This is a genomic window from Runella aurantiaca (assembly GCF_003339505.1).
Lineage (GTDB): Bacteria > Bacteroidota > Bacteroidia > Cytophagales > Spirosomataceae > Runella > Runella aurantiaca.
The window spans coordinates 95,931-103,216 of the sequence record NZ_QPIW01000026.1 but is presented as its reverse complement, the minus strand read 5'-3'; the positions used below and the strand labels follow the sequence as shown (position 1 = coordinate 103,216).

The window sequence follows — 7,286 nt, the reverse complement described above, 5'->3', positions numbered from 1 at the left end:
AGGTATTTAACTGTAAGAACATCCATGCACTCAAACGCGAGCTGCTGCGCTCAATGAATTTAACTTCTCTACCCAATTGCTCTAAAGCGGATGCCTCAAAAAAAGAGGATAAGTCTGAAAAACACGACGAGGATAGGTCGAGGTCTTGAAAATCAATCTTTTGCATCCGACAAATTTATGCCTTTTTTCCTTAGCCTGACGGCTATGGTGATAACACCAACAACGGATAAGAAAACGCACAACGGTTTTACTTTTTTAGGGCTCAATTAAAAATTAAATAAAGATTTTCTAAATGAATCAGCAGCTAATGTCTTAACCATGTGTTTATTTATAGACAGATTTGATTCAGATAAAACAATCTCTGCGGCCTTAAACCATACAATCGGTATATCGTCTAAGGATTTTATAGGTAAAAACTTGAAATCATGGTCAATTTTATCTGACTTTATTTTCTCAATTACCTTATTTGAAAGTAATAGGAACTCAGTTATTTCTTTACTATCTTCTATTTGGGCAATTAATTCAGGTTGATTTATAAATCTTTCCTCTGTTAATTTTAAAATCTTATAAAATGATTCCATTTCATCGTTATTATTGGGGTTCCACCAAATATCTTTTTTAAGTTTATTACCAGCTATATCTTTAGGATATATTTGTAATTCTTCATTTGTTAGTAAATATGATGGCCTTTCATACGACTTTGGAGGTATATCACCCCAAATAGCAGACCATCTGGTACTTTTAGATAAATAATAAGCGCAAGTAAATTTTTCTTCATAATATCTTGAAACTATCATACCTAAGGTTAAAAAATAACCTGTGTTGATTTTTTTAATAAATAACCCGCTAGAGCCCATTATAGAATCCTTAAATTCTACATAATTCATTTTCAACAAATTACCCCTGACAATTTTCATCAACGTTGATTTGGATAATGGCATATAGAATAAGTTTTTGGGGCTAACATATGTAGATAAAGCTGAGGTACCCAGAGTTTAGGCTTTGATGCAGGTCTGAAGGCACTTTATATATTTTCAGTAGGCAGTCTTCCTCTGGAATTCAACTCACAACAGTGTAAATCTAGCTAACGACCTCAAAACTATCAAATCTATTTTGCTAGGCTTTGAGGTTTTACCGTTGTTAAACTATTACCTTGAAGGCTTTTCTGATATTCCACTTCGCGCAGGCGGCCCGTCGAGCCGAGCGAAAACGGGGCTTGACTTTTAACGAAAATTAGGCTACTTTTTTTGTCTTTAACAACAAAAAAACCCGTCAGATATTCTGACGGGCTCTCGCAAAATCGAATTGTCAAGATGGAGTGGTTATAGTAATTTGTTGATGAATGAAGACATTATGTTATTTCACATTAACGAATTGCTTGAAAGATTTATCGGCTACTACAAATTCAAAAGAATACTCGCCGCTTGGCAAATGTCCCAAATTGAAACGTGATGCGGTAGATAAATAACCTTTGTAAACAACTTCTCCCGCACGGTCAGCAATGATTACTTCCATGTCGGCTACGTTCTTCACCACGGTTGATACTTCAAAACGGTTGATTGCAATCATTTCAACTTTAGGAGCCAACGACTCTTTGTAGCTGTTTTCGTTGATTTCAATGTTACCGTTTGAGATCGCAAGTTGCTGAGAAGACCAGAAATTGTTGTTGAAGCAATTCAAGGTATACTCACCGCTTGGCAAAGCGTTCAGGTTAAACTGAGTCGCTACGTTTTCGCCTCCCTTAATTTCGCCTTCGTATATGAGTACTCCTTCTTTGTCTCTTAACTCTACATCCAAAATTCCAACGTTAGGTTGGTTGACGCGAACTTCTACTTTCTTAGCGTCGCGTTTTACGATTTTCACGTCTTTTGTGAAAAGGTGACTCTCGGCCATTGCGTTTCCTGTGCTTACAAAAAACATGGCGGCAAATATTGACAGAAGCATTGTGTTCTTTTTCATTGTTTTATTGTTTTTGTACCATCTTGTCTCACCAGCTGTGATGACTTCGTTTTGACAATGCAAAGGTGTGAGGTTTTAAATTACAAAAAAATAGGGCAAAAACCCCCTCTTGTTAAATTCATATACCCAATTTCAACCTTTTCTCAGAATAGTACAAATCTTAAAATAATACAACCAGAAAATTCAAACCTCGCTGTGTTCCGTCCAATTATTTTTTTTACAAAAATGAAAAGTTCTTTAAATAGTACAACGAAAATAGAAAAAGTACAACTATTTAAAATCCTGTTCACTAACCAAAATGTGCAAAAACGTCATTTTGACAATTAAAATTGATGCACCAAGTTCACCCTGCTCACCATAATTTGGTGATGGTGACGGATATGATGGGCCGTAAAAAAGAGCATCTCCCGCACCGTAAGCGGTCCCATCAAAGGGTGCGGAATCACGTGTTCATCCAATTCTTGCTCGTCCCACTCCGAAAGATGCGCAATGAGGGAGAGATAATCCTGCTTAAATTCAGTCGCCAGCGCCACGGCGTCTGGCGTGGGAGTCAGCGGCGCAAACGCCCCTGCGGCTCCTTGGCGGCCGTTCAATGCCGCATGATAGGCCCCAACAACCTCCTCGTAGGAGCGCGAAAGATGAGCGGCGGGCCCCCATTTTTCTAGAAGATAGGTTTTGGGACGACCAAAGAGGCGATTCAGAGGCTGAACCGATTGTGATAAATGCTGCACATTCTCGGCCGCCGACCAGACATTTTCGGCAGGTTTGAAATAAAAAGCCTCCGCAGGGCTGGCGTGGGCAAAAGCGACAACTTCGTCTATGCCTTCGTTCAGGAAATCAATCAAGGTAGTTTTGTTCATGGCCGTTAAAGAGTAGTTTTTTTGAGCGCGGGATTATTATAGGTAAGTGTCGTGGAGACCATCGCTTCCAAATCTGCCACGACTTTGGTCCAGAATTGGGTTTTTAGTTTTCGGGAAAACAACCCGAAATGCCCGATTTGCTTCAACCCAAAATCAGCGGGACGAATCGCCTCGGTCATAATATCGGCTTTTCGAAAATGGCGAAGCAGAGCAGGCACCGTTACGGCGTTGGCAATCGGGTCGTCGGTAGTCCAGTAGGCCTTGATGGGCAAAGCAAGTTCGTTGTATGCATTATAAGGAATACTTTTGCCCAGAAAATCAAACAGATAGTTTTCGGAATTGCACCATTCGCGCCATTCCAACATCAATGCTCCTGGTAAATCTTCCATAATTTTCATTTTTTTGACTGGGACATACCCCAGAAAAGGAACCGTCAACGTGGGTAGAATATTAAAAAAGAAATACGACTTGAGGCGATACGGAAAAGTATGACGCCACCAAGTGCCCGTCGAAGCCGTAATCATGACCATTCCTTTCAGAACGTGGTGATTGGGCATCAGGCCCACAAGCTGCCCCCCAATGCTGTGGCCTATCATCAGCTTGGGCCAGTCAGGATACCTTGATTCCAGAAAGTCAAGCACGGCCCGCATGTCAATCGCCCAGTCTTGCATGGTAATGGCGGCAAAATCTTCTTTATCCGAGGGGCGCGACTCCCCCATGCCACGGTATTCCCAGAGGCAAACGATGAAGCCATTTTCGGCCAAGTACCGCGCAAAATTTGTGTAAAATCCTTTGCGCATCCCCGTTCCGATGTTCAGCTGCACCACGGCTTTGGGCGCACCGTGGTATTCATACAGGATGCCCGCCAGTTCAAATCCATCGGGCGTGGGGATGTTTATTTTGAGCTCTTTCATTGGTTTATAGTTTTTCAGTAACGTTATTGCTTTCTGCCGCATCAAAACGCGTCATGGCGCGCTCCAGCACATCCTGTAAATAATGGGAGCTGTCGGTCAGCTTCACCATTACCCAAGCACCTTCGTATTCGACCATTGCCTGTTCGGCCATTTGACGCGCTTTTTTGGCGTCATATTTATAAGAATACACGTGCGCGAGCGCATCTAAGTATTCATCAAAAAAAGTACGCATGGCGGGCCGAAATTCATCCGTGACGAGTGCCGTTTCGATGGCCATGTTTCCCATCAAACAGCCACCTTCCGTGCTCGATGCCACCCGGATTTGCTTGGCAAGCATTTTTTCGAGGCGCTCACGCGGCAAAAGCGTTTCATCGTAGGCAATCACAAAGATTTTTGCTTTAAAATACGAATGAACGGCCCCGAGCACTTCTTTCATCAAGGCTTCTTTTCCGCTGAAATAGTGGTAAAAACTTCCTTTCAACAAACCGCAAGCTTCCGCCAGATCGGCCATGCTGGTGCGGTGATAGCCCCTTTTTTTAAACAGCAAAAGCGCTTGGTTAACGACTTCTTCTTTGGTTACTTTTTGAATCGGCATCGTAAGGTGTATTCAGTTTCGAAATACAAAGTTGGAGATAATTTTAATTTTACCAAACAAACGTTTGGTAAAACATTTTCTTCAAACTTTCTTCTTCCATTTCGGTTCAGGATAACGAGTCCTTAAGTACCTTTGCTTACTTAACCCCCTCTTTACGCACTTGAAACAATTACTCGCATTTATTGGATTTTTATTCTTCATTCAGGGGAATGGTTTCACCCAAAAGTTGTATCTGTTAAAACCCGACCGTGTTTTTGACGGAACAGCCATCCACGAAGGTTGGAGTGTATTGGTGGAAGGCGAAAAAATCATCGCCGTAGGCGAACCCAAAAACGTAGAAGAGGCCGCCCAAAAGTTACAAACGTCGGGCAAACCTGCCCCCCAAATCATTGATTTGAAGGGATGTACCTTACTGCCGGGCTTTATCGAAGGACATTCACATTTGTTTTTACATCCTTATAATGAAACCACTTGGGACGACCAAGTGCTGAAAGAGGCGCGTTCATTGCGCACCGTGCGGGCTACCCTACACGCCAAACAAACGCTCATGGCAGGTTTTACCACCGTTCGGGATTTGGGTACAGAAGGTGCTGAATTTGATGATGTAGGACTTAAACAGGCCATCAATCAGGGAATCATCCCTGGTCCACGCATGGTTATTGCCACCAAAGCGCTCATTGCCACGGGCAGCTACGCCCCAAAAGGTTTCAGCCCCGACATTGAAGTACCCCAAGGTGCCGAAGAAGCCGACGGCCACGACCGCCTCATCCAAGCCGTGCGTCGGCAAATCGGGAAAGGTGCCGATGTGGTCAAAATTTACGCTGATTATCGTTGGGGTTTAATGGGCGACGCCCGCCCTACTTTTTTGGTGGACGAAATAAAACTCATTGTCGAAACCGCCCGCAGCAGCGGTCGTCCCACCATCGCCCATGCCGGCAGTACCGAAGGAATGCGACGGGCTATTTTGGGCGGCTGCGAAACCCTCGAACACGGCGACGCAGGCACGCCTGAAATTTTTTCGCTCATGCACGATAAAGGCGTGGCTTTGTGCCCTACCTTAGCGGCAGGCGATGCCGTCAGCCAATACCGAGGCTGGAAAAAAGGCGTTGAACCAGAGCCGGAACGCATTAAGAACAAACGGGTTACCTTTAAGCAGGCACTTGACGCGGGCGTAACGATTTGCTTCGGCGGCGATGTGGGGGTATTTTCGCACGGCGACAACGCCCGAGAAATGGAAATGATGGTCGACTATGGCATGAAGCCCCTTGACGTATTGCGCTCGGCCACGTCCGTCAATGCAAACGTATTTCATTTGAGTCAATTAGGAAACGTCAAAACCAACTTTTGGGCCGATTTGGTAGCGGTAGAAGGCCGTCCAGAAGAGCGCATCAGCGACGTTAGAAAGATAAAATTTGTGATGAAAAATGGAGAGATTTTTCGCAATGAACCCATTCTTAGTCCGAAGTCTTCGAAATAATAGTTATTAAAAAGGGTTAAAAACAATCAAAGCAAGTCTTTTGTTTTCGAGTTGTTTAACCATCGTCTATTTCTTTTTAACAAGAAATTTTGAAATAATTACCCTATAAAGTTTCATAGAAAAAAGTTTTTTATGAAAATTGTACCTTTATCCCAAATCCATCGAATATTTTAACCTACCACCACTGTATGTCAGATAAAGCCCAACTCATAGTAGACGGAAAAACGTACGAATTTCCGACCACCCAAGGAACTGAGCAAGAAAAAGCAATTGATATTAATTCATTAAGGGATTCAACGGGCTATATTACCATTGATAGTGGATACAAAAACACCGGAGCCACCAAAAGTGCCATCACTTTTTTGGACGGTGAAGAAGGCATATTGCGCTATCGTGGCTATTCCATTGAAGAATTGGCCGAAAAAGCTACTTTTTTAGAAGTGGCTTATCTGTTGATTTACGGTGAATTGCCGACCCAATCTCAATACGAAAACTTCGAGCACGAAATCCGAACGCATACGCTGGTCAACGAAGACATGCGCAAGATTTTTGAAGGTTTCCCCGTCAATGCACACCCCATGGGCGTTTTGTCTTCGTTGGTAAGTGCCATGAGCGCCTTCTATCCTGATTCTTACGATGATAAGGCTCCCGACAGCACCGAAACGCACATCATTCGATTGATGGCAAAATTGCCAACGATTGCCACTTGGTCGTTCAAAAAATCACAAGGTCATCCCGTCAATTACCCTAAAAACGACTTGGATTACTGCTCAAACTTCCTTCACATGATGTTTGCGTTGCCAGTTGAAGATTACAAAGTAGACCCGGTGGTTTCTAAGGCCTTGAATAAATTGTTGATTCTTCACGCTGACCACGAGCAAAACTGCTCGACCTCGACCGTCCGTTTGGTAGGCTCGTCAAAAGCCAACATTTATTCTTCCATTTCGGCGGGTATCTGTGCGCTATGGGGACCACTCCACGGCGGTGCCAACCAAGAAGTAATCGAAATGCTGGAAGACATCAAAGCCGACGGTGGCGATGTAGCCAAATACGTAGACATGGCCAAAAATGCCAAAACGAGCGGTTTCCGTTTGTTCGGTTTTGGTCACCGTGTTTACAAGAACTTTGACCCACGGGCCAAAATCATCAAAAAAGCGGCCGACGATGTATTGGCAAAATTAGGGGTTAATGACCCCGTTTTGGAAATTGCCAAAGGATTAGAGGAGGCAGCATTGCACGACGAGTACTTTGTAAGCCGTCGTTTGTATCCAAACGTTGACTTTTATTCAGGAATCATTTACCGAGCCCTCGGTATTCCTACCAATATGTTCACGGTAATGTTTGCCTTAGGTCGTCTGCCGGGCTGGATTGCGCAGTGGAAAGAAATGCGCGAAAACAAAGAGCCTATCGGTCGTCCGCGTCAGATTTACACTGGAGCAACATTGCGGTCTTTTGTTCCGATGAACGAAAGATAAATCATA

Annotated in this window: 7 protein-coding genes; 2 read left to right on the top strand and 5 right to left on the bottom strand. The window is 43.6% G+C overall.

The annotated features are described in order from the left end of the window. Positions 1–266 precede the first annotated feature (266 nt). The 5 genes from DVG78_RS23660 to DVG78_RS23630 form a co-directional block, all read right to left on the bottom strand. Complete coding sequence (locus tag DVG78_RS23660; protein ID WP_114463503.1) at positions 267–941, bottom strand: hypothetical protein; 675 nt, start codon at positions 939–941, stop codon at positions 267–269. Between the two features lie 415 nt (positions 942–1,356). Then, the gene (locus tag DVG78_RS23650; protein WP_147277162.1) at positions 1,357–1,959 is read right to left on the bottom strand and encodes a hypothetical protein; all 603 of its coding nucleotides are present in this window, start codon (positions 1,957–1,959) and stop codon (positions 1,357–1,359) included. Positions 1,960–2,282: 323 nt separating this feature from the next. Further along, positions 2,283–2,819, bottom strand: coding sequence for a DinB family protein (locus DVG78_RS23640; protein ID WP_114463499.1), 537 nt, complete (start codon positions 2,817–2,819; stop codon positions 2,283–2,285). Positions 2,820–2,824: 5 nt separating this feature from the next. After that, positions 2,825–3,733 (bottom strand): alpha/beta hydrolase family protein, encoded by a 909-nt coding sequence (locus DVG78_RS23635; RefSeq protein ID WP_158550082.1) that lies wholly within the window; start codon positions 3,731–3,733, stop codon positions 2,825–2,827. Between the two features lie 4 nt (positions 3,734–3,737). Next, positions 3,738–4,328, bottom strand: a complete 591-nt coding sequence (locus tag DVG78_RS23630) for a TetR/AcrR family transcriptional regulator (protein ID WP_114463497.1) — start codon at positions 4,326–4,328, stop codon at positions 3,738–3,740. A gap of 160 nt (positions 4,329–4,488) precedes the next feature. Between DVG78_RS23630 and DVG78_RS23625 the strand changes: the two genes are divergently transcribed. Both DVG78_RS23625 and DVG78_RS23620 read left to right on the top strand, forming a co-directional pair. Next, positions 4,489–5,805: a metal-dependent hydrolase family protein gene (locus tag DVG78_RS23625; RefSeq protein WP_114463496.1), complete on the top strand. Its 1,317-nt coding sequence runs from the start codon at positions 4,489–4,491 to the stop codon at positions 5,803–5,805. A 188-nt stretch (positions 5,806–5,993) separates the two neighbouring features. Continuing rightward, the gene (locus tag DVG78_RS23620) at positions 5,994–7,280 is read left to right on the top strand and encodes a citrate synthase (RefSeq protein WP_114463495.1); all 1,287 of its coding nucleotides are present in this window, start codon (positions 5,994–5,996) and stop codon (positions 7,278–7,280) included. Positions 7,281–7,286 lie beyond the last annotated feature (6 nt).

Coding starts and splice junctions, on each gene's coding strand:
- DVG78_RS23660 (WP_114463503.1), bottom strand. CDS start 941: ATGCCATTATCCAAATCAACGTTGATGAAAATTGTCAGGGGTAATTTG.
- DVG78_RS23635 (WP_158550082.1), bottom strand. CDS start 3,733: ATGAAAGAGCTCAAAATAAACATCCCCACGCCCGATGGATTTGAACTG.
- DVG78_RS23620 (WP_114463495.1), top strand. CDS start 5,994: ATGTCAGATAAAGCCCAACTCATAGTAGACGGAAAAACGTACGAATTT.
- DVG78_RS23650 (WP_147277162.1), bottom strand. CDS start 1,959: ATGAAAAAGAACACAATGCTTCTGTCAATATTTGCCGCCATGTTTTTT.
- DVG78_RS23640 (WP_114463499.1), bottom strand. CDS start 2,819: ATGAACAAAACTACCTTGATTGATTTCCTGAACGAAGGCATAGACGAA.
- DVG78_RS23630 (WP_114463497.1), bottom strand. CDS start 4,328: ATGCCGATTCAAAAAGTAACCAAAGAAGAAGTCGTTAACCAAGCGCTT.